At 72.1% G+C, this 25,028-nt stretch carries 17 protein-coding genes and 1 tRNA gene; 7 read left to right on the forward strand and 11 right to left on the reverse strand.

Annotated elements, in window-relative coordinates:
• Positions 1-256 precede the first annotated feature (256 nt).
• A complete protein-coding gene (locus QT196_RS15205) occupies positions 257-1,621 on the reverse strand; it encodes an FAD-linked oxidase C-terminal domain-containing protein (RefSeq protein WP_168479321.1) in 1,365 nt (454 codons plus the stop codon).
• A 77-nt stretch (positions 1,622-1,698) separates the two neighbouring features.
• On the reverse strand, positions 1,699-2,853 hold the full coding sequence (gene hppD, locus QT196_RS15210) for a 4-hydroxyphenylpyruvate dioxygenase (protein ID WP_211117356.1): 1,155 nt from the start codon (positions 2,851-2,853) through the stop codon (positions 1,699-1,701).
• 129 nt (positions 2,854-2,982) lie between these two features.
• Between hppD and QT196_RS15215 the strand changes: the two genes are divergently transcribed.
• From QT196_RS15215 to QT196_RS15235, 5 genes are all read left to right on the forward strand, one after another.
• Positions 2,983-3,450: an Lrp/AsnC family transcriptional regulator gene (locus tag QT196_RS15215; protein WP_018091280.1), complete on the forward strand. Its 468-nt coding sequence runs from the start codon at positions 2,983-2,985 to the stop codon at positions 3,448-3,450.
• 14 nt (positions 3,451-3,464) lie between these two features.
• Entirely contained in the window at positions 3,465-4,112 is a 648-nt protein-coding gene (locus QT196_RS15220) for an ABC transporter permease (protein WP_290355074.1), read from the forward strand.
• On the forward strand, positions 4,105-5,379 hold the full coding sequence (locus tag QT196_RS15225) for a betaine/proline/choline family ABC transporter ATP-binding protein (protein WP_290355075.1): 1,275 nt from the start codon (positions 4,105-4,107) through the stop codon (positions 5,377-5,379). Before QT196_RS15220 ends, QT196_RS15225 begins: the two co-directional genes overlap by 8 nt.
• Positions 5,380-5,468: 89 nt before the next feature.
• On the forward strand, positions 5,469-6,266 hold the full coding sequence (locus tag QT196_RS15230; protein WP_290356659.1) for an ABC transporter permease: 798 nt from the start codon (positions 5,469-5,471) through the stop codon (positions 6,264-6,266).
• 113 nt (positions 6,267-6,379) lie between these two features.
• On the forward strand, positions 6,380-7,273 hold the full coding sequence (locus QT196_RS15235) for a glycine betaine ABC transporter substrate-binding protein (protein WP_248001609.1): 894 nt from the start codon (positions 6,380-6,382) through the stop codon (positions 7,271-7,273).
• A gap of 23 nt (positions 7,274-7,296) precedes the next feature.
• Here QT196_RS15235 and QT196_RS15240 read toward each other — a convergent pair whose 3' ends face one another.
• The 4 genes from QT196_RS15240 to QT196_RS15255 form a co-directional block, all read right to left on the reverse strand.
• Positions 7,297-8,076 carry a S16 family serine protease gene (locus tag QT196_RS15240; protein ID WP_290355076.1) on the reverse strand — a complete coding sequence of 260 codons (780 nt, stop codon included), beginning with the start codon at positions 8,074-8,076 and terminating at the stop codon, positions 7,297-7,299.
• A 107-nt stretch (positions 8,077-8,183) separates the two neighbouring features.
• Positions 8,184-8,825, reverse strand: a complete 642-nt coding sequence (locus QT196_RS15245) for a helix-turn-helix domain-containing protein (protein ID WP_168479332.1) — start codon at positions 8,823-8,825, stop codon at positions 8,184-8,186.
• A gap of 387 nt (positions 8,826-9,212) precedes the next feature.
• Complete coding sequence (locus QT196_RS15250) at positions 9,213-11,009, reverse strand: DEAD/DEAH box helicase (RefSeq protein WP_290355077.1); 1,797 nt, start codon at positions 11,007-11,009, stop codon at positions 9,213-9,215.
• A 619-nt stretch (positions 11,010-11,628) separates the two neighbouring features.
• The gene (locus QT196_RS15255) at positions 11,629-13,371 is read right to left on the reverse strand and encodes an MFS transporter (protein ID WP_290355078.1); all 1,743 of its coding nucleotides are present in this window, start codon (positions 13,369-13,371) and stop codon (positions 11,629-11,631) included.
• 138 nt (positions 13,372-13,509) lie between these two features.
• On the opposite strand from QT196_RS15255, the gene QT196_RS15260 reads away from it, so the two are divergent.
• Complete coding sequence (locus tag QT196_RS15260) at positions 13,510-14,373, forward strand: alpha/beta hydrolase (protein ID WP_168479334.1); 864 nt, start codon at positions 13,510-13,512, stop codon at positions 14,371-14,373.
• Positions 14,374-14,598: 225 nt separating this feature from the next.
• A tRNA-Cys gene (locus tag QT196_RS15265) sits at positions 14,599-14,673 on the forward strand.
• A gap of 152 nt (positions 14,674-14,825) precedes the next feature.
• Here the strand turns inward: QT196_RS15265 and QT196_RS15270 are convergent.
• The 5 genes from QT196_RS15270 to QT196_RS15290 all read right to left on the reverse strand — a co-directional run bounded on the left by QT196_RS15270 (position 14,826) and on the right by QT196_RS15290 (position 24,791).
• Positions 14,826-16,355, reverse strand: coding sequence for an ABC transporter substrate-binding protein (locus QT196_RS15270; RefSeq protein ID WP_290355079.1), 1,530 nt, complete (start codon positions 16,353-16,355; stop codon positions 14,826-14,828).
• Positions 16,352-18,436, reverse strand: coding sequence for an ATP-binding protein (locus QT196_RS15275; protein ID WP_290355080.1), 2,085 nt, complete (start codon positions 18,434-18,436; stop codon positions 16,352-16,354). Before QT196_RS15275 ends, QT196_RS15270 begins: the two co-directional genes overlap by 4 nt.
• A gap of 713 nt (positions 18,437-19,149) precedes the next feature.
• Positions 19,150-21,480 carry a xanthine dehydrogenase family protein molybdopterin-binding subunit gene (locus tag QT196_RS15280; protein ID WP_168479338.1) on the reverse strand — a complete coding sequence of 777 codons (2,331 nt, stop codon included), beginning with the start codon at positions 21,478-21,480 and terminating at the stop codon, positions 19,150-19,152.
• 100 nt (positions 21,481-21,580) lie between these two features.
• Positions 21,581-23,794, reverse strand: a complete 2,214-nt coding sequence (locus QT196_RS15285; RefSeq protein ID WP_266731311.1) for a 2Fe-2S iron-sulfur cluster-binding protein — start codon at positions 23,792-23,794, stop codon at positions 21,581-21,583.
• Between the two features lie 100 nt (positions 23,795-23,894).
• Positions 23,895-24,791 carry an FAD binding domain-containing protein gene (locus QT196_RS15290; protein ID WP_085928300.1) on the reverse strand — a complete coding sequence of 299 codons (897 nt, stop codon included), beginning with the start codon at positions 24,789-24,791 and terminating at the stop codon, positions 23,895-23,897.
• Positions 24,792-25,028: the final 237 nt, after the last annotated feature.

Raw genomic sequence — 25,028 nt, forward strand, 5'->3', positions numbered from 1 at the left:
CCCGGTATTGGCCGCTGCGGTCGGGCTTCTCACGACAAGGACCGGCGGGCGCGTAATTCTTGTTCAGGATAGGCAGAGGGGCCCGACCCCGCCATGTCAGTAACCCCGCCACGTCAGGAACTCGGCGGGACCGCACTCTTCCTGCGCGTGCTGACGACCGCGGGTAAAATACGCGGCCGGACGGTAAGGAATGGCGCCGGGCCGGTGCGCTTCAGAGGAGCCGAATTCCCGTGCGCTGCACGCCCTCCCGTGGACCTCAGAAAAGCTTGCCGGGGTTGAGAATGCCCAGCGGGTCGAAGACGTCCTTGATGCCGCGCTGCAACTCCAGCCCCACCGGCCCCAGTTCGCGCGCCAGCCACTCCTTCTTCAGGACGCCGACGCCGTGCTCACCGGTGATGGTGCCACCCAGCTGGAGGCCGAGCGCCATGATGTCGTCGAAGGAGGCACGGGCCCGGCGGGACTCGTCCGGGTCGGCGGCGTCGAAGCAGACCGTGGGGTGGGTGTTGCCGTCCCCCGCGTGGGCGCAGACACCGATGGTCAGGCCGTACTTCTCGGCGATGGCGGCGGTGCCGTCGAGCATCTCGGCGAGCCGGGAGCGCGGGACGCACACATCGTCGATCATCGTGGCGGATTTGACCTGTTCCAGCGCGGTCAGGGTCAGCCGGCGGGCCTGGAGCAGCAGATCGGACTCGGCGGCGGTCTCGGCGGGCACGACCTCGGTGGCGCCGGCCGCGGTGCACAGCGCGCCGACGGCGGCGAGGTCGGCGGCCGGCTCGGGGGTGTCGAAGGCGGCCAGCAGCAGCGCCTCGGTGCTGTCCGGCAGGCCCATCTGCGCCATGGCGTTGACCGCGCGGATGCTCGTACGGTCCATCAGCTCCAGCAGTGCCGGGGCGTGGCCGCGGGCCATGATCTCGCAGACGGCTTCGCAGGCCGCCGCGGTGGAGGGGAACTCGGCGGCCAGCGCTAGCTGTTGCGGCGGCTCCGGCTTGAGCGCGAGGACGGCGCGGACGACGATGCCCAGACTGCCCTCGGAGCCGACGAACAGCCGGGTGAGGTCGTAGCCCGCGACGCCCTTGGCGGTGCGCCGGCCGGTGGTCAGCAGCCGCCCGTCGGCGAGGACGATGTCCAGGCCGAGGACGTACTCGGCGGTGACGCCGTATTTGACGCAGCACAGGCCGCCGGAGGCGGTGCCGATGTTCCCGCCGATGGAGCACTCCTCCCAACTGGAGGGATCCGGCGGGTAGTAGAGGCCGTGCTCGTTCACCGCGCGGGACAGCACGGCGTTGATGACACCGGGTTCGACCACCGCGATCCGGTCGACGGGATTGATCTCGATGATCCGGTCCATCTTGACCAGCGAGAGCACGAGGCAGCCGTCGGAGGCGTTGGCGGCACCCGACAGCCCCGTACGCGCGCCCTGCGGGACGACCGGGACCCGCAGCTCGGTGGCCGTCCGCATGATGTGCTGGACCTGCTCGACGGTGCGCGGCAGCACGACCACGGCGGGCGTCCCGGCCTCGCAGAAGCTCGCCATGTCGTTGGCGTAGGAGCCGGTGATGTCGGGGTCGGTCAGGATCGCTTCACCCGGGAGCCCGGCGCGCAGACGTGCGATGAGGTCCATACCCTCAGCCTCGCATCCGCGGGCCGCACACGGAAGATCGTGTACGGCCCGCCGGGGGTGTGCGGTGCGGCAGGAGGTCAGAGGTTGCCGCGCCGCTCCTGCTCCCGCTCGATCGCCTCGAAGAGGGCCTTGAAGTTGCCCTTGCCGAAGCCCATGGAGCCGTGCCGCTCGATCATCTCGAAGAACACGGTCGGCCGGTCCTGGACCGGCTTGGTGAAGATCTGGAGCAGATAGCCGTCCTCATCCCGGTCGACCAGGATCTTCAGCTCGCGGAGCGTCTCCACCGGCACCCGGGTCTCACCGGCCCACTCGCCGAGGGTGTCGTAGTAGGAGTCGGGGGTGTCCAGGAATTCCACGCCGGAGGCGCGCATCGCCCGGACGCTGGCGACGATGTCGTTGGTGGCCAGCGCGATGTGCTGGACGCCGGGGCCGCCGAAGAACTCCAGGTACTCGTCGATCTGCGACTTCTTCTTCGCGATCGCGGGCTCGTTGATCGGGAACTTGACCTTGAGGGTGCCGTCGGCGACGACCTTGGACATCAGCGCGCTGTACTCGGTGGCGATGTCGTCGCCCACGAACTCCTTCATGTTCGTGAAGCCCATGACCTTGTTGTAGAAGGCCACCCACTCGTTCATCTTGCCGAGTTCGACGTTGCCGACGCAGTGGTCGATGGCCTGGAAGCGCCGCGGGCCGGTCTCCACCAGCGGCTCGACGGCGGCGAAACCGGGCAGGTAGGGGCCGTCGTAGCCGGTGCGCTCGACGAGGGTGTGCCGGGTCTTGCCGTAGGTGGCGATGGCCGCGAGGACGACGGTGCCGTGCTCGTCCTTGATGTCGTGCGGCTCGATCAGGCCGGTGGCGCCCTGGGCGACGGCGTGCTCGTAGGCGGCGCGGGCGTCCGGGACCTCGATGGCGAGGTCGATGACGCCGTCGCCGTGGGCCGCGACATGGTCGGCGAGGAAGTGGCCCCACTCGGTGGTGGGCTTGATGACGGAGGTGAACACGAACCGGGCGCCGCCGGATTCGAGCACATAACTCGCGGTCTCCCGGCTGCCGTTCTCCGGACCGGAGTAGGCGACGCGCTTCATGCCGAAGGCGGTCGAGTAGTAGTGCGCGGCCTGCTTGGCGTTCCCGACGGCGAAGACGACCGCGTCCATCCCCTTGACCGGGAAGGGGTCCGCCTGCCGGGTCGCGCCGGGGGTGGTGGTCTGAGGGTGCATCGTGGTGTCTGCCATGGCCGCAGAGTCTCTCCGATCCACAAGGTGCGCAATAGTTCGCGATTCCTCTGGGCACTATGCCTAGCGAAACGGCGCCATTGTCGGGCTATCTGTACATGATGACCATCAAAAGCGAAGGGACAGCCGATGGCGATCGATCATTTGGACGGGGCGCTGCTGGAGCTGCTCGCCGAGGAGCCGCGGATCGGGGTGCTGGAGGCGTCCCGGCGACTGGGGGTGGCGCGCGGGACGGTCCAGGCCCGGCTCGACCGGCTTCAGTCGAATGGAGTGATCCGGGGCTTCGGACCGGAGGTGGACCCGGCGGCGCTCGGCTATCCCGTGACCGCTTTTGCCACGTTGGAGATCAAACAAGGGCAAGGGAATGACGTACGCGCCCACTTGACGACCGTTCCCGAGGTGTTGGAACTGCATACAACGACGGGACATGGGGACATGCTGTGCAGGCTCGTGGCCCGTTCCAACGCCGATCTACAGCGGGTGATCGACCGGGTTGTGGGCTTTGATGGCATCGTGCGGGCCTCGACGGCAATCGTGATGGAAAATCCGGTTCCGTTGCGGATCATCCCGCTGGTGAAACAAGCATCGGGAGACTGAACCGAGGAGACCGAGTGAGCTTCTGGGAGTACGTCGGCACCCGGCACGCCCAGCTGCTGACGGATACGTATCAGCACGCCAGCGCGGTCTTCCAGTGCATGGTGCTCGCCACCCTGCTGGGGGTCCTGATCGCCGTGGCGACCTATCGCAGCGAGTGGGCGGGCAACCTCGCCACCGTCTCGACCGCCACCATCCTGACCATCCCCTCCCTGGCCCTGATCGGTCTGCTGATCCCGATCGTCGGCCTCGGCGTCCCCCCGACGGTGATCGCCCTGACCCTGTACGGGCTGCTGCCGGTGGTCCGTAACGCCATCGTCGGGCTGCGCGGGGTGGACCCGGATCTGGTCGACGCGGCCAGGGGCATCGGGATGTCACGCACCGCCCAGCTCTTCCGCGTCGAACTGCCGCTGGCCTGGCCGCCCATCCTCACCGGCATCCGGGTCGCCACCCAGATGCTGATGGGCATCGCCGCCATCGCCGCCTTCGCCTCCGGCCCCGGCCTGGGCAACGAGATCTTCCGCGGGATCGCCTCGCTGGGCAGCGCCAACTCCCTCAACCAGGTGCTCTCCGGCACCCTCGGGATCGCCATCCTCGCTCTTCTCTTCGACGCCGCGTACGTCCTGATCGGACGCCTGACCATCTCCAGGGGGATCCGTGCCTGAGACGACCGATACCACCCCGGCCTCCGGGGCCAGAATCCATCTGGAGAACCTGACGAAGATCTACCCGGGGAACCCCACTCCCGCGGTGGACAACGTCAATCTGGAGGTCAAGGCCGGCGAGATCGTGATCTTCGTGGGGCCCTCGGGCTGCGGCAAGTCCACCTGCCTGAAGATGATCAACCGGCTGATCGAGCCGACCCACGGGCGGATCCGGATCGGCGACGAGGACGTCACCGACATGGACCCGGTCAAGCTGCGCCGCAAGGTGGGCTACGCCATCCAGGCGTCCGGCCTCTTCCCGCACATGACGGTCGCCCAGAACATCGGCCTGGTCCCGAAGATGATCGGCTGGTCCAAGAGCCGGGTGCGCAACCGGGTCGAGGAGATGCTCGACCTGGTCGGCCTGGACCCGCGCGAATTCCACGGCCGCTATCCGCGCCAGCTCTCCGGCGGCCAGCAGCAGCGCGTCGGCGTGGCCCGCGCGCTGGCCGCCGACCCGCCCGTCCTGCTGATGGACGAGCCGTTCGGCGCCGTCGACCCGATCACCCGCGACCACCTCCAGGACGAGCTGATCCGGCTCCAGCACGAGCTGCACAAGACCATCTGCTTCGTCACCCACGACTTCGACGAGGCCATCAAGCTCGGCGACCGCATCGCGGTGCTCCGCGAGCAGTCGCACATCGCCCAGTTCGACACCCCCGAAGCCATCCTCACCAACCCGACGGACGACTTCGTCTCCGGTTTCGTGGGCGCCGGGGCGGCACTCAAGCGGCTGAACCTGACCCGCGTACGGGACGTGGGCGTGGTCGAATTCCCCACCGCCGGCCTCGACGACCCCCTGGAGAGCATCTTCGACCGGCTGCGCTCCGGCTCCCACAACGAACTGCTGCTGCTGGACCGCAACGGCCGCCCGTACAAATGGCTGCGCCGCGGCGACCTGGCCCGGGCCAGGGAATCACTGGCCCGGGCCGGCACCCTGGTCCAGCACACGGTGTCCCGGGACGCGACGCTGCGCGACGCACTGGAGGCGGTACTCACCGACAGCGCGGGCCGGGCCGCGGTCACCGGGCGGCGCGGCGAGTACATCGGCGTGGTCGACATGGCGACGCTGATGAACAACGTCCATGAACTGCTGGAGGCGGACCGCCTCGAAGCGATCGAGCATCAGCACCAGCTCCAGGAGCGGCGCGCCCGCCAGACCCAGATGGAGCAGGAGGGCCTGGCCGGGGCGGGCGGCCCCGAGGGCGGTCCGGGGAGCGTCGTATGAGCACCGGCGGCGGGAGCGACGGCAGCCCGCGCCGGAGCGAGCGGCACCCGAGCGATCACGAGGCGCTGGCCTTCAAGGACGAGGTCGAGATGTCCCAGCGGGAGCTGGCCACCGGGGAGGCGCCCGTCCCGTCCGCACGGGCCGGCCTGCGCCGGATCAGCTGGCAGAAGTGGACCTTCATGCCGGCCTTCCTGGTGCTGGCGCTGCTCGCCACCTGGCTGTGGTTCCGCGGCGCCCGGCTGGACTCCATCGCCCATCAGGCGGTGGACAACGGCAAGGTGTGGCTGGCGTTGCAGCAGCACATCAAGCTCACCGCGATCTCCACCTTCTTCGTGCTGATCATCGCGATCCCGCTGGGCATCGCCCTGACCCGGTCCAAGCTCCGCCGGGCCACCCCGGTCGCGATGGCCTTCGCCAACCTCGGGCAGGCGGTGCCGGCCCTGGGTCTGCTGGTGCTGCTGGTGATCTGGCTGGGCATCGGCGCCCGGTCGGCGATCGTCGGCATGGTCATCTACGCCGTGCTGCCGGTGCTCGCCAACACCATCGCCGGGCTGCGCGGTATCGATCCGACGCTGACCGAGTCCGCCCGTGGCATCGGCATGTCCCCCACGGGCGTGCTGACCAAGGTCGAGCTCCCGCTGGCCGTACCGCTGATCCTGGCCGGTGTCCGGACCGCGCTGGTGCTGAACGTCGGCACCGCGACGCTGGCGACCTTCGGCGGTGGCGGCGGTCTCGGGGACCTGATCTCGGCGGGGATCGTCACCCAGCGGATGCCCGTCCTCATCCTCGGCTCCGTACTGACCGTGGCGCTCGCCCTGCTGGTCGAATGGCTGGCCTCGCTGGCCGAACTGCTGCTCCGCCCGCGCGGTCTGGAGGTGACGGCATGAGCAGGCACCCCCGCCCGGCACTCCGCCCCCGGCGCCGCCCCGCCACCCGGTTCACCGTCGCCCTGCTGGCCGCCGCCGTCCTCGGCGGGTGCGGCCTGGTCAGCGGCAGTGCGATGTCCGACAACGTGCTGCCGGGCCCGAAGGCGGGCTATCCGGGCCGCCCGCTCACCGGGGCGCATCTGACCGTGACCTCGAAGGAGTTCACCGAGCAGATCGTCCTCGGCCAGATCATGGGGCTGGCCTTCCAGGCGGCCGGCGCCCTGGTCCTCGACAAGACCAGCATCCAGGGGTCGATCGGCGCCCGGGAGGCCGTCAAAACCGGCACGGCGGACGCCGCGTACGAGTACACCGGCACCGGTTGGATCACCTACCTCGGCCACACCAAGCCGATCGTCAACCCCTACAAGCAGTGGAAGGCGGTCCGCGACGAGGACCGGAAGAACGGCATCGTCTGGCTCCCGGCCTCGAAGCTGAACAACACCTACGCGCTGGCGCTGAACTCCGCGAACTTCAAGAAGCTGGGGGTGCACAACCTCTCGGAGGTCGCGGCGCTGTCCCACAAGAACCCCGGCGCCGTGACGCTGTGCGTGGAGAACGAGTTCGCCACCCGCAACGACGGGCTGCCGGGCATGGCGCGCGCCTACGGCATGAACATCCCGTCCGCCAACATCCGCAAGATGACCGGCGGTGTCGTATACACCGAGACGGAGAAGGGCACCTGCGCGTTCGGCGAGGTCTTCACCACCGACGGCCGGATCAAGGCGATGCATCTGCACGTCCTCGCCGATGACAAGCACTTCTTCCCCAACTACAACGTCGCCCCGGAGATCAACGCCAAGGCCCTGAAGAAGTACCCGGCGATGGCCGAGGTGCTGGCCCCGGTCACCAAGGCCCTCAACAACACCGTCGCCCAGGAGCTGAACCGCAAGGTCGACGTGGACGGCGAGGACCCGCACGAGGTCGCGAAGGACTGGCTGGTGCGGGAGGGGTTCATCAAGGAGGGGTGAGGGGCGCGTCCGGGGGGGGCGCCTCAGCAGCTGGGGACCTTGCCCCCGGTCCGCAGCGCCTTCAGGGAGTCCATCGCGCCGTCGAGGGTGCTGATCGGGATCAGCCGCAGCCCCTTCGGCAGCTCCGCCCGCGCGTCCGTGCACTCCTTGCGCGGGACGAGGAAGACCGTGGCGCCGTCCCGCCGCGCCGCCTGCGTCTTCAGCGGGACGCCGCCGACGGCGCCGACCTTGCCGCCGGCCGTGATCGTCCCGGTGCCGGCGATGGTGTGCCCGCCGGTCAGGTCATGGCCCGCGCCGTCGCCGTCCAGCTTGTCGACGATGCCCAGGGCGAACATCAGCCCGGCGCTCGGCCCGCCGACGTCCGCGAGGCTCAGCTTGACCTTGATGTCCTGTCCGGACTTGCCGAGCTGCCCGAGCGCGGCGCTGGTGGCGCTGTCCTGGGACTCCCGCATCTGCTGCGCGTTGTGCTCGGAGATCTCCTCGGTGTTCTCCCCTACGGGGTAGACCGCCTCCCGCGGCATCACGGCCTCGTCCGTACGGAACCAGCCCTTGACGATGTCCGGCAGATGGACGGTGGCCTCCGGGCCGGTCGCCACGATCGAGGTCATCCGCAGCTGCCCGCTCGTCTTCCGGGTCCGCGCGCCGCTGATGGTGATCACCGGCTTGCCCTCGTCGTTACCGAGGACATTCGCCGTCATGCCGGGGTACGCGAGCGCGTACGGCAGCGGGGCGAGGACCGCGGTGACGAGGAGGGCGAGGACGAGGGCGGTGCAGACCGCCAGGGCTCGGGTGCGTGCAGACACCTTGCCACCCTAAATGACCCCCGCCTCACCAGGGCCTTAAGGCGCTGCCGCCTCACGACACGGCCACCGCCCCTTCACACCCCGCGACCCCGTCCGCACCCAGGGCCTCAGCGGAGCGCCTCGGACACCTCCCGGGCCGCGTCGACCACCCGCGGTCCGACCCGCTCGGAGACCGTGTCGGCGAGCATCACCACGCCCACGCTCCCCTCGATACCGCTCACCCCGAGCAGCGGAGCCGCCGCACCGCTCGCGCCGGCCTCCAACTCCCCGTGTGTCAGGGCGAGTCCGGCGTCCTGGGTGCGGCCCTGCCGGGCCTTGAGTATCGCCCGCCCGGCGGCTCCCCGGTCCAGCGGATGGCGGAAACCGGCCCGGTAGGCCACGTGGTAATCGGTCCAGGTCGGCTCCACCACGGCCACCGCCAGCGCCTCCGTGCCGTCGACGAGGGTGAGATGCGCGGTGGCCCCCACGTCCTCGGCGAGCGACCGCAGCGCGGGCAGCGCGGCCTCCCTGACCAGCGGATGCACCTGACGGCCCAGGCGCAGCACGCCCAGGCCCACCCGGGCCCGGCCGCCGAGATCGCGGCGCACCAGGGCGTGCTGCTCCAGCGTGGCCAGGAGGCGGTAGACCACCGTGCGGTTGACGCCGAGCTTGTGGGACAGCTCGGTGACGGTCAGCCCGTGATCCGTGTCGGCGAGGAGTTTGAGGACACGCAGCCCTCGGTCGAGTGTCTGGGAGGTCTCTGCGGTCACGACGCCCTCCTGGGTGAGTGGCGGCCCTCGGGCGCGACGCGCTGCGGTTCACGGAGCAGCGCGCGCTAGAGGCCGCCGGCCGCATGGCACCGGCTGCGCTCCGCGGCGGCGCTGCCACGGGGCGTGTGCGTGACCGGGACAGTAGCGAGCCGGTTCGGTGAGCGGAAGAGTCCGTCCAGAATCCGGTCGCCCGCGCCCGGAATATCCCTGTACGTCCGCCCAGAGCGTCCTGTTGTGCTCCGTGTGGTGTTTCAGGGAGGGCTACGGCGTTATCGGGGTGCTATGGGGCGGACGTGCCCGGCACCGCACAGCGGTCCCGTCGGGGGGTACGCAAGAGGGCGGCGCACCGTCCACGGCACACCGCCCCGCCCACGGGCCGACGCGGACTCACCGCATCCGCGTCGCCCACTCCCGGACCTTCTTGATCCGCTCACCGAGCTGCCCGGCCGTGGCCTCCGCGCTCGGCGGCCCGCCGCACACCCGCCGCAGCTCGGTGTGGATCACCCCGTGCGGCTTCCCGCTCTGATGCACATACGCGCCGACCAGCGTGTTCAGCTGCTTCCTCAGCTCCAGCAGCTCCTTGTGCGTGACCACCGGCCGCCGCTCGGCCGGCAGCTCCAGCAGATCGGCTTCCTCATCCGGCCGCTTCTTGCTGTGCGCGATCTGCCGCGCCTGCCGCTTCTGCAACAGCATCTGCACCTGGTCGGGCTCCAGCAGCCCGGGGATGCCGAGGTAGTCCTGCTCCTCCTCGCTGCCCGCGTGCGCCTGCATACCGAACTCGGCACCGTCGTAGAGCACCCGGTCGAAGACCGCCTCCGACTCCAGCGCCTCGAACGAGAACTGCTCCTGCTCGCCGGTGTCCTCGTCCTGCTCCTTGTTCACCTCGTCCATCTCCTTCTCGGACTCGGCGTAGGGGTCTTCCTCCCCGTCCTTCTTCGGCTTGTCGAGCACATGATCGCGCTCGACCTCCATCTCATTGGCGAAGCCGAGCAGGTTCGGGACGGTGGGCAGGAAGACCGAGGCGGTCTCACCACGCTTACGGGAGCGCACGAAACGCCCCACGGCCTGCGCGAAGAACAGCGGCGTCGAGATCGTGGTGGCATACACCCCGACCGCCAGCCGCGGCACGTCGACACCCTCGGACACCATCCGGACCGCGACCATCCAGCGGTCCTGGGAATGCGCGAAGTCATCGATGCGCTGCGAGGCCCCGGAGTCGTCGGACAGCACCAGAGTGGCGCCCTCCCCGGTGATCTCCCGGATCAGCTTCGCGTACGCCCGCGCCTGCTCCTGGTCGGTGGCGATCACCAGCGCCCCGGCATCCGGAATCGACTTACGGACCTCGCTCAGCCGGCGGTCGGCGGCGCGCAGCACATTGGGCATCCACTCACCGCGCGGATCCAGCGCCGTACGCCACGCCTGCGAGACCGCGTCCTTGGTCATCGGCTCGCCCAGCCGCGCCGCGATCTCGTCACCCGCCTTCGTCCGCCAGCGCATATTGCCGCTGTAGGAGAGGAAGATGACCGGCCGGACCACGCCGTCGCCCAGCGCGTTGCCGTAGCCGTAGGTGTAGTCGGCCGAGGAACGCCGGATGCCGTCGTTCCCCTCCTCATACGTCACGAACGGAATCGGGTTCGTGTCGGACCGGAACGGCGTACCGGTCAGCGCCAGCCGCCGGGTCGCCGGCTCGAACGCCTCCAGACACGCCTCGCCCCATGACTTCGAGTCACCGGCGTGATGGATCTCATCGAGAATCACCAGCGTCTTGCGCTGCTCGATCCGGTTGCGGTGCAGCATCGGCCGGACACCCACACCGGCATAGGTGATCGCCACACCGTGGTACTCGCGGCCCAGCGGCCCCGCGCTGTACTCCGGATCGAGCTTGATACCTATCCGGGCCGCCGCCTCCGCCCACTGCTTCTTCAGATGCTCGGTCGGTGCGACGACCGTCACCTGCTGCACGACGTGATGATGCAGCAGCCACGAGGCAAGCGTGAGCGCGAAGGTCGTCTTGCCGGCGCCCGGCGTCGCGACGGCGAGAAAGTCTCTCGGCTGCGTCTGGATGTAGCGGTCCATGGCCGCCTGCTGCCAGGCACGCAGCTTGTTCGCGGTACCCCAAGGGGCCCGCCCCGGAAAGGCCGGGGACAGGTGATGGTTATTGGTGGCGCTGGTGGTGGTAGTCACGGTCTCCGTCGGCTGGACTCGGGGATCGGCAACCGCGCCACCCTATCGCTGCGACTCGGCTCGCTTCCCACGCAGTCGGCTTTATCGCCGCGGGGCTCCCCGCCGTTTCGCTGCGCTTTGCTTCGGCCGACGTTTTCGGCTGTCCCGCCGTTGCGCCTGGCGGCGGGCGGGGTCCGCTGCGCGGGGCTGTCGGGGTGCGGTGACGGGCCTCCGCGGGTGGGGGTTTCCGGACTGCTTCGCTTTACGTCCGGAAACCCCCACCCGCTCCGACCCGCCCCTCCCGTTGAGGGGTGGGAAGAAGGCCGGTGGGGGCGCATGTTGGTGGTCCGGTGCGCCTTGTCGATCACATGCCATGGGGGCGGGAGTGGGCACGAGCACGGGCGTGGGCATCGGCGTAGGGATGGGCATGGGTGGCCCGCCCCCACTCACCGTCACTCACTCCCCCAACGGGAGGGGACGGGCCGGAGGGGCCGGTGTGTGGGACGTAAAGCGAAGCAGTCCCACACACCGGCCCCGGAGGTCCGTCACCGCACCCAACAGCCCCGCGCAGCGGACCCGGCCCGCCGCAGGCGCAACGGCGAGAAACCCACACGGCGGGACAGCCGAAAACGTGGGGCGGCTACTTAACGCGGGTCGCCGCCACCGAACCGGCGAGCGCGACCAACGCCATCGTCGCGAACACGACGGCAAAGGCCGAGGCCGCGGAATGGCCAGCCGCGGCGGCAGCCGCAGACGCATGCGCAGCAATCTCGCCGCCGCCGAACGCGACGAACAACACACCGCTCAGGCCGACGAACGTCACGTTGCCCAGCGCGTCCGACATCTGGAGGGACGCGGAGTTACTGCCGGCCTCCTCGGGGCGGGACAGTTTCAGGAGCAGGACGCCGGCGCTGGAGATGTTCAGGCCCATGCCGAAGCCGCCGATCGTCCAGGCCGCCGCGACGATCCCGGCCGGTACTCCGTCGATCAAGGCCAGCGGCACCAGCGCGATGGCCAGCGCCAGGAACACCATGCCGAGGACCATCAGCCGTTCCCGGTGCGGTTCCAGGCGCGGCCGGCTCTGTACGTAGGAGCCGAGGGCCCAGGTGAGGCCGCCGCCGGTGAGCGAGAGTCCGGCGAGGGTGGCGGAGAGTCCGCGCTGGGTGACCAGCATCAGCGGGATGAAGCTCTCGGCGGCGACCAGCGCCCCGGCGGCCAGCCCGCGCAGCAGCACCACGCTCGGCAGGCCGCGCGCCGCCCGGAACGTACCGCGGGGCAGCAGCCGGACGATGCTGGGCGCCAGCAGTGCCAGTCCGACGGCGGCGGGCAACAGCGCGGGCCAGGCGGGGTGCTGGCCCGCGTATTGCAGCAGGCAGGCGCCCACCGCGACGGCCAGCGCGAGCAGACAGCGCCGGCTGCCCAGCACCTGCCGTACGCCGCCCGCCGGGGCCGGCCGGGTCCGCGGCAGGGTGCGCAGCGCGGGCAGCATCACCAGGAGCGGCAGCAGTATCAGGGCGGGGATGGCGAGGAAGACCCAGCGCCAGCCGAGGTGTTCGGTGACGGTCCCGGCGACCAGCGGCCCGACGATCACCGGCACCACCCAGGCCGCCGAGAACGACGCCATGATCGACGGCCGCAGCCGCTCGGGATAGGCGCGCCCGACGACGACGTAGAGCGAGACCACCACCAGCCCGCCGCCGATGCCCTGCACCCCGCGGCCCACGATGAACATCCCCATGCTCCCGGCGGCGCCCGCGATCAGCAGCCCCGTCCCGAACGCGGCGATCCCGCTGAACAGCGGCCCGAGCGGCCCCCGCCGGTCGCTCCACTCCCCCGCGAGCGCCATCGCGAACAGACTCGCCGTGAAGAACGCGGAGAAGCCGAAGGCGTACAGCCCGATGCCGTCCAGGGCGCGAGCGGCAACCGGCATCGCGGTGTTCACGGCACTCGCCTCGAAGGCGACGAGCGAGACGACGGAGATGATGCCAAGGGTGAGCGCCCGATGGGCCCGGCCGAGAATGCCGCCGCCCGGCCCGTCGTCGCCCCTGTCGTCGACGGGCCGGGCGGGGTGGCCGGGGGTGGCGGTGGTATCCGCGACGGGGGTGGCGAAGGTCTCCGCGCCGGGGAGGGTGGCGATCCCTCCGTCGGGTGCGGCGTCGGTGGCCTCGGCGGTGCCGATCCCGATGCCGGTGCCCTCGTGGGCGCCATTGCCTATGCCGGAGCCCTCGTCGGTGCCGAGGTGGGGGCCGACGCCCCCATCGGTGCCGAAGTGAGGGTCGGCGCCCTCGCCGGTACCAAGGTGGGAGCCGGTCCCAGAACCCGTACCCGGACCCGTACCCGTGCCGGCGCCGGTGCCGAAGTCGTGCGGGCGGTCAGCAGTCATCGGGCCAGCGTAAGGGCCGTACGCCGCTGACGCCCCTGGCGGAGGACGGGGATCGGATCGGTCATCGGTCCTACGCCGCCGGCCCACCCGGACCGCTCCGCCCCGCCTTCATCGCCACACATCGGGCAGGCTGTCCGTATGCCGCACTTCCCTTCGTACGACGACGTCGAGCTCCACTACCGCGTGCTCGGCCCGGCCGACTCCCCCCTGCCGCCCCTGGTGTGCCTGGCCGGCGGGCCCGGGCGGGACGCCGCGTATCTGGGCGACCTCGGCGGCCTGGCCGCACACCGGCAGCTGATCGTTCCCGACAGCCGCGGCACCGGCGACTCCCCGGCCGCCGCCGACCCGGCCCGCTATGCCTTCCCGCAGCTCGCCGAGGATCTGGAGGCGCTCCGGGCGCATCTGGGCCTGGAGCGGTTCGCGCTGCTCGCGCACGACGCGGGGGCCGCGGTCGCGCAGGCGTACGCGGCGGGGTATCCGCAGCGGCTGACCCGGCTGGCGCTGGTCTGCCCCGGCTCCCGTTTGCAGGGCGAACTCCCCGACGACGCACGGGAGATCTTCGAGGCCCGCCGCCACGAGGAGTGGTGGCCGGAGGCCTCGGCGGCGCTGGAGCAGCTGACCGAGGCGACCGACCTGAGCGAGGTACGGGAGCTGCTGTTCGCCGCGGCACCGCTCGCCTACGGCCGCTGGGACGAGCCCCAGCGGGCCCATGCCGCCACGGAGGGCGAGCAGTTGGGACCGGTGCCACGGGCCGGCTTCTGGCAGGGCGTGGACGAGCAACTGCGGCTGACCCTGCTGACCGGCCTGCGTGAGGTGACCTGCCCGGTGCTGGTGGTGACCGGCGACCGGGACGGCGTGACCGGCATGCAAGCGGGCGAACTGGTCGCCGCCTCGTTCCCCGACGCACAGGTACACCCCCTGCACGGCGTGGGCCACTACCCCTGGGTGGACGAACCACCCCTGTTCGCCGAACTGGTGGAGACCTTCCTCCACGCAACGTAAGCCCCCCCGCCCCGCCAAGCTCCCGTCCCCCGACGGCCCTCGAAGGCCCCACACCGCCCACGTCGGCCCCACTCCGCCCCGTACCGGTCCGCGCTGCCGCGCGTTGCCTCACATTGCCGCGTGTTGCGCCCCGTTTCCCCACATTGCAGCCTCATGGCACCCCGCCCCACACCCTTGCCGGGCCCACCACCCCGCGGCCTACAGTCAGGACAGCACCACACCCCCGGCCGTGTGCCCGAGTGGTTCAGGGGCTCGCCTGCAAAGCGAGTGACGCGGGTTCGAATCCCGCCACGGCCTCCACGCACCGCAGGGTCCCGTGCCCCGCACGGGACCCCGTGCGACGTCCGGAGGCGGCCCCAACCCCCGTGGGGACCGTCTCCGGACGCGCCCGGCGCGCCCATCGCGCTCGGCTCCGCCGCCCTCCGGCTCCACCCCGCCCCCATGCCTCGCCGCTACCGGCCGACGGACAGCCCGTCCACGAAGCGGTATATGTCACCGGCCTCGCCGGTGGCCGTGGGGCGGCGTAGTTCCACCAGCGCCAGTGGGCGTTCCACCGGCTCGCCGGTGTCCGGGTCGAAGGCTATGTAGCCGCTGATGCCACGGACCCGGGACCTGCCGTTGGTCTGCTCCAGCAGGGCCAGGACCATTCGGGCGGTGACCTGGCGGGTGCCGTAGACGCCGACGGCGTTCCGGGCCGCCTTGCCGATGGTGTACGTGGCGTCATGGCCGAGCATCGCCTGGCCGCTGGCGAGGTCGGTGGTGGGGCCGCCGACCTCTTCGCGGTAGGCCCGCTCGAAGTCCGTGAACGGGCCGTTCCCGGCGCCGCCGTAGACCTCCTTGGATATCGCGGGGTGGGTGAAGGCGGTGTAGTAGACGGTCAGTTGGCTGTCCTTCCAGCGTTCGGCGAGGGTGGCGAGTTCGGCGCGGTGCCGGTCGCCTCCGGTGTCGAAGTAGACGCCCAGCGCACTGGAGCCGGAGAGCACCGTCGTACGGCAGTGCCGGCCGCCCTCGCCGGCTGCCTCGATGAACCGGCGCAGTTCCCGTCCCCGCCCGGCGAAATACACCACGTCCGGCGGCTTCGGGTCGCCGCAGACCTTGTCGGCGACCAGGGACAGCGCGTTGCCCGCCGTCGCCTCCTCGTCCTCCCCGGAGCGGAACGGGATGACCTCGTCGTCCACGTCGAGGCCCGCGCGCCGTGCCGCCGCCGAGAAGTCCTCGTAGAGCGAGGTGTTGTAGTCGTCCTTCTCGTTGCCGTCCCGGATCACCTGGACGCGGTAGCCGGGGTGCTTGCGCTGCTGCTCCTTGAGGTAGCCGGCGGCGGCCGCGGTCTGGTCGCGGTTGGGGAAGGAGACCCGGTAGAACCCGGCTGTACGGGAACTCAGCCCGTCCGCCGCCACGGTCGCCCCGACCATCGGCAGCCCGGCGGCGCGCAGCCGTTTCACGGCGCTCATCGTCCGGTCGTTGCTCTGCCCGAAGCCCGCCACCGCGACCAGATGTTCCTTGCCCTTCATGGCGATGAGCTGGTCGACGACCGGGCGCCAATGGCGGTCGCCGCGGCCGGTGTTGGCGAGCAGCAGTCGTATCTTGGGGAGGGTCGAGCGTTCGGCGTTCAGGGTGCGCTGGGCGAGGTAGGCGCCGCTGACGGCCTGCCGGGTGGCCTCCGGCCCGCGGTCCGCGGAACCGCCCGCCATGGCCTCCAGATAGGCGATGGTGACCGACGGTTCCCCGGACTTGGCGACCCTGGTGTTCTCGGCGCGGATCCTGCCGCTGAGCGCCTTCATGTTCCCGAACGCGTACGCACCGTCCGTGACACCCACGCATTCGCCGTCGGCCGTCTCGCGGACGCCCTCCCCGCACCGTCCGTTCGTCTCGACGATCTGCACCACGCCGGTGACCACGACCGCCGCTGCCACCAGCACCGAGATGATCCACAGCCCCCAGCGGCGCGGCGGCCGGGGCGGTTCGAAGACACGGGTGCTCACAGCCACGGCTCCTTTCCGTACTGCTTCGCCTTCCGCAGCAGCGCCGAGGTCCACGGCACGCTGTCGGCATGCACCGCGAGGGTGTGGAAGCGGGCCTGGATCTCGCCGTACAGCTCGGCCCCGGGGTCGCCGAGCGGATCGCGATACGGATCGCCGACCCGGTCCGTACGGGGATCGTCCGGCGGCTCGGGGCCGATCCAGACCGCCGCGAGCAGGCGGGTGATGGTGCGCAGCCGCTGCTCCACGGCGCCCTCACCGAGGTGCTCCACCAGCCGCTCGTAGCGCTCCCACAACGGCTGGTCGAGGACCGGTGCGGCCCCGGCGAGCGGGGCGCGCCGCAACCGGCACAGCTCCGCGCACCACTCCTCCGGCTCGACCCGGCCGAACGCGTCGTCCAGATAGGCGGCCGCCACGGCGAGATCGCCGCCCGCCAGCGCGTGATAGGCGGCGGTGGCCTCCTCCCCCGCGGCGGCCGCCCGGTCCCGCAGCGCGGCATGCACCGCCCGCCGCCCCCGGGCACCGGCCGCCCCGTCACCGCCCCCGGCCGCTCCACCAGTCGCGGCATCGGGCTCGGGGACCGCGGCAAGCCGTCGCAACAACAGCAGACGCAGCAGCGGGTGGGGCGTTTCCGTCCGGCCGTCGAACTCCTCGTCGCCGCTGTCGAGATGCATGGTGCGCAGCACGTCCGTGCAGAAGTCGTTGAACTCCTCCTGGACGCGGGCGCTCGACTCGTCCCACAGGACCCGGCCCGCCTGCGCCTGGGCCAGGTCGACGGCGGCCGCGCCCCGGGCCAGCGCCTGCATCAGCTCGCCGCTGGCATCGATCGGCAACAACCGCTCCAGCAGGGCGTCGACCAGCTCCGAGGAGGGCTGAAGGACCTGCCGCAGCCGCGCCTCCCAGCCCGCGTCCGCCGGACACTCCAGCAGGGCCGCCAACAGCTGTGCGGTGCCCGCCGGATGGCCACGGGTGATTTCATGCACCACCCAGCCCAGCCACTGCACACCGTTGTCGGCGGCCGGCACCGGCACCCGGCGGCCGGCCGACCGCAGCGCCTCCTTGGCCTGCTGCTCGACCTCGTGCCGGACCAGATCGCGCAAGCGGCCCACCACCAGCCCCTTCACGACCTGCTCCGGAACGAACCGCTCCTCCTGCGCGGGCCACCGGCCGGGCAGCGCACCGGGGCGGCGCGGCCCGCCGAACGCAAAGCCCTCCAGCGCCGCCGGATAGCTCCCGGCGGTGGCGAGCACCAGCAGCGGATCGGCCGCCCCGGCCTTCCGCCGGGCATCCAGCAGCGCCTTGAGGAAGTCGTTGCCCAGTGGACTGTCGACGTTGTCCAGCAGCACCAGACACTGCGTCGTACGCCGTTTGTCGCCGCCCCGCGAGCCGTACGCCCGCCGCAGATCGTCCAGGAAGGCGTCGAAGAGCACCGCCTCGGCCCGCTGCCGCTCGGCCGCCTCGCGGTCGCCGTAGCGCTGGTTGAGGTCGACCAGAAAGCCGTCGACGGAACCGCCGCCACGGCTGCGGCGACGGATACGCGCCAGCTGCCAGCGCACCCGCAGCCGCACCCAGTGGCGCCGCCACTCCGGCAGCAGCGGCAGCGCGGCGGTGACCGCGGTCGGGGCGCCCAGGACCGTCGCGGCGTACGTGGCGAGCTGGTTGATCACCTCCGAGCGGCTGCCCGGTGGCCCGACCAGCGCTTCTTCCATCTGCCGTACGGCGGCGTCCCGGTCGGCCGCGTCCATCCGCGCCGCGACCGCGATCGTCAGCAGCCCGAACGCCGGGAAGCTCAGCCGGGCGAAGTCCCTCTTCTTCTCGTTGAGCTGGAAGACCAACGCGGCCAGCACATCGATCGGTTTACGGCCCTCCTGGCCCAGCGCCGCCAGATCGAGCCGGGCCACCGGCGCCCGCCGGGCCCAGTCCGCCAGATGGCGCAGCACCGTCGTCTTACCGCTGCCCCGCGGCCCCAGCAGCAGCGTGGCAGGTAACTCGGGCCGGCTGCCCGGCCGGCGCACCAACAACTCCTGGACGTACCGCTCCACAGCCCGGTCCCGCCCGGACTCCCCCGCCCATTCCTGCGGCATCCCGCTCCCCCTCGACCTCGCGAACCCCTGCGCTCCCCGCGATCCCCACGACAGCCCGGCGCCCACTCCGGCCGCCCCAGCATCCTCCAATTCCCGTCCTCCGCAAGCACTTTGCCCCCACAAGGCCGTTTCCCTCCCCTCACGCGTCGCCATCGCACCCACCGGAAATCACTCTAAGTGACCCCACTGACAATCACCGTGACGGAACGTGAAACCCCAGGTCATCCCCCGATCGCAGAGAACGCACGCACGAGCACCCACCCAGCCCCCGAACGAATACGCAGCCGCTCACTCACACCGATCCGCGCCACGCCCCGGCCACACCCACGCACCGCCACGCCCCAGCCCCCACGCACGCGCGCGCCACCTGAAACCGACCCACATACACCCGCCCACCCCCCGAAGGGGGGTGGGCGGCGGGGAAAAACCAAACCAGCGGGTGGGCGGCGGGGAAAAACCCAAGGGCGAGCCGCGAGCCTCGAACGCGGCACAGGTCGTGGCGACCTGCCGGAGCGACGCACCGCAGAGCCCAAAGCCACCCGCAACCAAGCGAACAAGCAGAGCCCGCCAACGCCCGCCCGGCAGTCACATCCCCCGAAGCCACCCGCCCACCAAGCGAACAGGAAAAAGCCCCACCAAAGCCCACCCGGCGACAGCCACATCCCCCAACGGGGCGCGACCCCAACCGCCGGCCCCGCCCCGCCCTACTGCTCCTACTGCTGCGCCACCTGTGCCACCGCCGCCTGAGGACGGATCGGGAGGCGGCCGATGGGGCGGCCGGTGGCGGCGCGGACCGCGGAGGCCACGGCGGCGGGTGAGGTGACGACCGGGACCGCGCTGGCGGGCTTGGCGCCGAAGGGGGCGATCACGTCGCGCTCCTCGACCAGTTTGACGATGCGGATCTCGGGGGCGTCCAGGGCGGTCGGCAGCGCGTAGCCGGTCAGGTCGGGGTGGCGGACCTGACCGCGGGTGGTGCGCAGGTTCTCCATCAGGGCGGCGCCCATGCCCTGGGTGACGCCGGCCTCGATACGGGCCCGCAGCTGGCGGGGGTTGAGCACCCGGCCCACGTCCTGGGCGACGGTCATCTCCACGACCCGGATGGTGCCGAGCTCGATGTCGACATCGGCGACGCAGCGGATCGCGCAGAAGGCGAGGCCGACGAACGCGTCGCCCTGGCCGCTCTCGTCCAGCGGCTCGGTCGGATGCGGCCGGCACTGGGCGGTGGCCCACAGTTCCTTGCCGTCCAGGGCCTCGGCGACGGTGGTGCTGAGCACGCCGTCGTACGAGGTGATCTTGCCGTCGTTGATCTGGAGCAGTTCGGTGGACATCCCGAACTTGTGGGCCAGCGGCTGGAGCAGCTGGGTGCGGACCATCTTGGCGGCGCGCTCGACGGCGCCGCCGGAGACCCAGGTGTGCCGCCCGTGGCAGGCCGCTCCGGCCGGCGGCTGGTCGGTGTCGACGCCCGCGACCTGCACGTCCTCGATGCCGAGCGTCTCCTGCACGATCTGCCGGGCCAGCGTGGAGAACCCGGAGCCGGTCTCGACGGCGGCGCAGATGACGGTGGCGGCCGAGCCGCTGACCTTGACGGTCGCGGTGGAGACCTCGTCGGTGCCCTCCGCGCCCAGCATGTGCACCATGCCCAGCCCGTAGCCGACGCCGCGGCGTACCGCGCCCGGTTCGCCCGCTCCTTCGGGCCCGCCCGGCAGCAGCCATTCCGCTTCGGGCGCGTCCTTGGGCAGCTCGGGGAGCGGTGCTTCCTTGACGGCGTGCAGGAGTTCGGCGACCGGGGCGGGGCAGGTCACGGTCTGCCCCGTGGGGAGCAGATCGCCGGTGGCCATGACGTTGCGCAGCCGGATCTCGTCGGGCTCCAGGCCCAGTTGGGCGGCCAGCTTGTCCATCTGGCCCTCATAGGCGGCGCAGACCTGCATCGCGCCCTCGCCGCGCACATGACCGGACGGCGGGTTGTTGGTGCGCACCGCCCAGCCGTCGACGACGGCGTGCGGGACGACGTACGGGCCGCAGGAGAAGGACACCGCGGCGGCGAGTGCGTCGGCGGAGGTGTCGGCGTAGGCGCCGGCGTCCATGAGGATCTGCGCCTCCACCTTGACCAGCTTGCCGTCGGCGTCCGCGTGGTGGCGGTAGCGCAGCAGCGTGGGGTGGCGGTGGGCGTGCGAGAGGAAGGACTCCTCCCGGGTGGCGGCGAGCTTGACGGGGCAGCCCGTACGCAGCGCCAGCAGGCCGAGCGAGAGCTGGATGCCGGGGTCCTCGCGGTCGGCGGTGGCGCCGGGGACGCCGGTCACCACGACCTTGACCTGCTCCGGTTCGAGGCCGAAGGAGGCGGCGGCCAGATCGCGGTCGGTGTGCGGGTCCGTGGAGGCGGTGTAGATCTCCACGCCTCCATCGGGGCGCGGCACCGCGAGCCCGGCCTCGGCCCCGATGGGCGCCGGGTCCTGCCGGCCGATCCGGTAGAGCCCCTCGACCATCACCTCGCCCACGACATCCGGGTCGCCGAAGCGGAGCGGGATGTGCCGGATGAGGTTGCCGTCCGGGTGCAGCGGCTCGGCCTCGAAGGCCAGTTGGGGGTCGGTGACCGCGTCCAGGACCTCGTATTCGACGGCGATGGCGGCGGCGGCCAGCCGTGCCGTGTCGGGGTGCTCGGCGGCCACCGCGGCGATCGGCTCACCGTGGTGGCGGACCTCGTCCTTGGCGAACACCGGGCGGTCGGCGGTGCCCCGCCCGTGCCCCGCGTCACCGGGGACGTCCTCGTGCGTGACGACGACGCGGACGCCCGGCATCTCCACCGCGTGCTTGGTGTCGATGGACAGGATCCGCGCGCGCGGGTGCGGCGAGCGCAGCACCGCGGCCCACAACAGCCCTTCGGCCCACAGGTCGGCGGCGTACGGGAAGGTGCCCTCGGTCTTCGCCGGCGCGTCGGCGGGCGGCAGCGAGACGCCCAGGCCGTGCGGCGGCGGCTCGAGGGGGATCGGGACACCCGCCGCGGGGGTCGCGGTGACGGCGCCCGCGCCGTCGGACGTGCCACTCATGCCGAAACCTCGTTTCGCACGGCCCCGCATGCGCTCGGCGCGCGCCGCTCCCCGATGTTCCCCCAGCCTCCGGCCGGGGGGACCCCCATGCTGCGCTCGCTCATGCGGAGCCTCCCGTGTGCCGGTCCTGGTCGTGCGGGGCGTGGCCCGTTTCGTCGGCGGGGCCCGCCTGGTGGGGAATACGGGCGGTGTCCGCGGGCGCCGCCCCGTCCGGTTCGTCCACGGGCGCATAGCCGGCCTCGGCGGCCTCCGCACGGGACTTGACGACCTCGCCGACGGCGTCCAGCACGCCCCGGTAGCCGGAGCAGCGGCACAGGTTGCCGCACAGCGCCTTGCGGGTCTCCAGCTCGCTGGGGGCGTGGTTGCCCTCCAGGAGGTCGTGGACGGTCATCGCCATCCCCGGTACGCAGAAGCCGCACTGCACCGCCCCGGACGCGGCGAGCGCACGCTGCACGTCGGAGGGCACTCCGTTGTCCGCGAGCCCCTCGACGGTACGGACCTCGCTGCCCGCCGTGGTGGCCGCGGGCACCAGGCAGGACGCCACCAGGCGGCCGTCCACCTGGACGGAGCAGGCTCCGCACTCGCCCTGTGAGCAGCCGTCCTTGGCGCCGGCCAATCCGAGCCGCTCGCGCAGCACATAGAGCAGCGACTCTCCGATCCAGGCGTCGGTGACCGGCCGGTCGATGCCGTTCACGCGCAGGACGTAGGAGGAGGCGGGGTGTTCGTCGTGGTCGTCGAAGCCGGGGTCGGCCGCGAGGTCGGAGGTCTGCGCGGCGGCGGCGAGCCCCTCGACGAGGCCGGCATGGTCCTCGGCGCCCGCGTCGGCCCCCGTGGCTGCCCCGGTCTCTGCGGGCTCCTCGGGAGCGGCGGGGGCCCGGTCGGCATCGTGCTCGGCTGTGGCGGCGCCGGGGGAACCGGCCGCGTCGGCGGCGGTGTCGTACGGCTCCGCGCGCTCGCCGGTGGCGTCCACCGGGTCGGTGATGCCGGTGCGGTCCGCGGGCTCGCCGTGCCCGGGGTGCGCAGCGGACTCCGCAGTCTCCGCGGTCTCCGTGGGAGCGTCCGCCGGGCCGTCGGCCTCCTGGGCGGCGGGTGCGGCGGGCCGCCCGACCGCGTCGGCGTGCGTGAACTCGCCGGAGTGCTCCCGGGGTTCGTCCTCGGCCACCGGGATCGTCCAGCCGCCCCCGCCGGTCGCGTCCGCCGCCCCGTCGGGACGGTCGGCGGTCTCCTGCGGGTGCGGTGCCGCGTCGTGCGACGGCTGCGCCGTCTCCGCGGGCGGCGGCCACTGGGCGAGTGCGTCGGCGGGCAGCGACCAGTGTCCGGTCGCGTCGCCGGCCGCGTCGTTCCGGCCGCCCGCGCCCATGGCGTACGGGTCGCCGGTGGACGGGCCGCCGTCTGCGGGCAGTTCGCCGCCGTGGCCCGGGAGACCGCTCTCGTGCGCGTACGGGTCGCCCGCGGGGCCGCTGAAGGGGTCGTGGTGCACCGCGCCGCCGTGGGCGGCGTCCTGCGCCTCCCCGGGGTGCGTCTCCGGCGCGCTCGTGGCGCTCAGCCCGGCGGTGAAGTTCCAGTGCCCGGTCTGGGCGGACTCGCCGGGGTCCGCCGCGTTCCCGGCGTCGCCGTACGCATCGGCGCCCGGGTATCCGCCACCGTGGTAGCTGTCGGCGGCACCGTGCCCCGTAACACCCGGATGGCCCGGATGCCCGGGATGGCTCGAATGGCCGGGGAGGCCCGGGTGGCCGCCCGTAAGTCCCGTATGGCCCGTCAGACCGTCCTCGCCGACCAGGTACTCGCCGGATTCCTCCAGGCCGTCGTCGGCCGCAGCGGGGACCGACCAGGAGCCGGTGGCACCCGCCTCCGGGCTGCCCGCCACGGGCCAGTCCACGGCGTCGCCGCCCCATGGCTGGGCACCCTCGGGGGCGCCGGCCTGGTAGCCCGCGGAGGGGTCGTGGTGGGGTGCGTGTCCCGTGTGGGCCGGGTATCCGGCGGCCGGGTCCGCGTAACCGGCCGAGGGGTCCGCGAACGGCATCGTCCACTGGGCGGTGGACGCGGGGTCGGCGCCCGGGTCCTCGAGCGACGGGTTGGCGGGGTGCGAGCCGAAGGAGGACGGCGGGGTGTAGCCATGGCCGGGTGCGGCGAGCGGCTCGGGGCCCGGGGTGTTGTACCGGGGCGACCCACCGCCGTAGACCCCGGTGGTGAAGCCCTCCGGGAGCTGTACGAAGGCCGTCGCCTCCGACTCGTACTCGCCGCCCTGGGGCAGCGGCTGCCAGCCCTGGTCAGGGTGCGGCTGGTACGGATGGCGGTTGTCTGCGTCGCTCATGCCGAGCCCTCACTTCGCCCGGCCTCGCATCCGCGAGGCGCGCACCTTTCGCTGACGATCCACCGGTCTCCGACCGGGGCGGCCCCCGCACTGCGCTCGCTCATGAGAGCGCCCTCCCGAGTGCGCGGCGGGCCAAGGCTGCCACCGTACGGCGAAGGTGCAGGGCAGCGGGCGGCAGGGTGGCCGGTTCCGAACCGTCCTCGGGCGGTGCCGGGTCCGGGATGCAGGCGGCGGCGACATAGTCGCCGAAGGCCGTCAGCGCCTCGGGTACCAGGCCGCGTTCGCCGTCCCAGTCGATGAGCGAGGCCACCCACTGCTCGGCCTCCAGGGGCCGCAGCGGCATGGCGGCGACCGCGCCCACCGCGCAGCGCACCCCGCGCCGGGCCGGGTCCAGGACGAGCGCGACGGAGGCGGTGGCCCGGCCGGGGCCGGTGCGGCCGGTCGCCTTGAGGAAGGCCTGCGGGGCGTGCAGCAGCGGCACCCGTACGAAGCCGACGAGTTCGCCGGGGCTCAGCATCTCCCGGCCGGCCAGCAGATGGCTGACCGGGATCTCGCGGCGGCCGCCCCCGGGGCCGGCGATGATCACCGTGGCTTCCAGGGCGGCGAGCACCGGGAGGGTGTCGCCCGTGGGGGCGGAGGTCACGATGTTGCCGCCGAGGGTGCCGGCGTTGCGGACCTGCGGCGGGCCGGCCGCACGGGCGGCGGCGGCCAGTCCGGGGATCAGGGCGGCGAAGTCGGGGCGTCCCATACGGGCGAGGGTGAGGCCGGCGCCGAGCAGCGCATGGCCGTCCAGGTACTGCCAGCCTCTGATCTCGCTGATCCGGCCGAGGCCCACCAGGGCTGCGGGTCTGAGGAGTCCGGCGTTGACCGCCGCCATGAGATCGGTGCCGCCCGCGACGGGCACGGCGGCGGGCATGGCGGTGAGCGCCGCCACCGCCTCGTCGAGCGAGTCCGGCAACGTCACCGTGTGCGACGCGTGCGGTGCGTGCGTGGTCAAGCCAGCTGCCCCTTCCCCGGTGTCCCGGCAGTTCCGCTCCGCCGTACGGTACGTGCTCACAGCCCGGACGTGGCAACTCTGGCACATCTTCCCGGGCCCCCGGCGCGAGGGTCCACGAAGGAACGATCCGTCCCCGAACAGGCCGCTGGTCCGGTTTCGTCCGCCGCCGGCGGTGCGGAACTGCGCTTCGGTGCGTCGGCGGAGGCGTCCGGCGGGGCGCACACCGTCGTCGTTGCG

The organism is Streptomyces sp. P9-2B-2 (genome assembly GCF_030406865.1).
In the GTDB taxonomy this organism is placed as follows: Bacteria; Actinomycetota; Actinomycetes; order Streptomycetales; family Streptomycetaceae; genus Streptomyces; species Streptomyces platensis.